Below are 1,750 nucleotides of genomic sequence, written 5' to 3'. Positions count from 1 at the left end.
ATTATACAGTATAAATTCCACTTATTGTTAAATATAAAGGTAACGTCTTAGAGAAGCAGGTGATTTGATCATGAAAACATATAGATACAATAGTGTTTTTTAAAGGGAGCCTTACTTGTAGATATGGAGACAGCAAGGGAGCTTATGTTTCAAGCAGGTTTAAATGTTAAAAGCCACTTGTTTTATACAAGTGGCTTTTAGCTACGTCAAACGCATTGGATAGTAGACTTTTATTTTTCTACACAAAGATTGCTCTGAGCTTGTTTAGTCTGTTTTCGTTTAGATAGAACGTTGTCGGCAACAATGACTACGACAGAAACGGCAAGGGCAAAAGCCCCAATCCAAGGAATATAATTCAACAAGCCATTTTTGACAGCAATACCACCGATACCAGCTCCGGCTGCCATTCCAAGTTGTCCAAAAGCACTGTGTAAGCTAAGCACAATACTTGCTGCAGCAGGAGCAAGGCTTATAAGCTGAAATTGTATTGGCGCGCCGGAAGACCAAGCTGAAAGCGCCCAAAAAATAAGTAGTACATAGAAAAGAAGAGCAAATTGACCGATAAACGGGAATAACAATAGTGCAATAGCATGGAGTAATATTCCTCCAGTTAATGTACGAAATGATCCCCACTTATCTGTACTAAAACCTCCTAATTTGGATCCAATAGCGCTAGCAATACCAAATATAAAGAGAGCTGTAGTTACTCCTTGATTGCTCATTCCGAATGTATTTAAGAAATACGGTGAAATGTACGTAAATACAATGGAATATGAACCTAACCATAGAAACGTGATGAGCAAGTATGCTGAGATCCGTGGTTTCATAAGAAATTTAAACTGCTCACGCAAAGGTACAGGTTCTTCAGCAACTGTTTTTGGTATAGTAAACAACGTTAAGGCAGAGAAAAGTAATCCTACTACACCAAGCCCAATGAATATTACATTCCAATCATAATGCGAAGCCACAACTCTTCCTATAGGTACACCTACAACCAAAGCAGTACTTTGCCCCGTAACAACTGTAGCAATCGCACCTCCTTGCTTTCCTGGAGCTGCTAAAACTGCAGCAAGGGTTAGAAGCGTAACTTGAATAACGCCGGCACTAAGGGCAGAGATGATTCTAGCTGCCATTAGCATTTCATAACCTGTTATAATCGCTATAAGAATATTGATGACAGAGAAAACGGTTAAAGCATAGACAAGAAGTTTTTTTCGTTCCAGTCGAGCAGTCATAGCAATTAGAAAAGGTGTCCCTGCTCCAAAAGCTATTGAAAACACGGTAATTAGCTGTCCTGCAGATGAAACCGAAATGTTATTGGCCTCAGCAATTCTGTCTAAGATTCCGGCAATAACATATTCTGATGTACCATTAAGAAAACTAATGGCAGCTAACAAATAAATTTTCCATATATTTGACAAAATAAATCACACCTTTTGTTTTTATATTTCGGTATTTCTAGAAATACAGATTTAAGTTCGTAAATTAACCGAGTGTTTGAAAAGTTACCTGTAAAGAGCTGATTTTTGCACGCAGACAAAGTGACCTTTACAGTTTCTTTAAAAATGTTTTATAAAGGTGACACACCATGAATTTAACGCGCTTATGATAACGATAGGTGATTTGCTTTAGCCTTTTTATCCGAAGTACTCATAATTTAGATGAGGATACCTATCAAGCAATTTAGCCATAATCCATACAAGAAAGATCATACCTCTTATTTCTACATTTCCATAAGTATGGAAATGTA

At 37.3% G+C, this 1,750-nt stretch carries 1 protein-coding gene; it reads right to left on the bottom strand.

The genetic code is table 11. The annotated features are described in order from the left end of the window. Positions 1 to 230 precede the first annotated feature (230 nt). The gene (locus RB298_RS19090; RefSeq protein WP_486048031.1) at positions 231 to 1,421 is read right to left on the bottom strand and encodes an MFS transporter; all 1,191 of its coding nucleotides are present in this window, start codon (positions 1,419 to 1,421) and stop codon (positions 231 to 233) included. Positions 1,422 to 1,750: the final 329 nt, after the last annotated feature.

The sequence above is a fragment of the Priestia sp. BR_2 genome (genome assembly GCF_041954005.1).
GTDB classification, from domain to species: domain Bacteria; phylum Bacillota; class Bacilli; order Paenibacillales; family Paenibacillaceae; genus Paenibacillus_AQ; species Paenibacillus_AQ lautus_A.
Note: the sequence above shows the minus strand (reverse complement) of the source record. Positions and strands in the feature narration are given on the sequence as shown.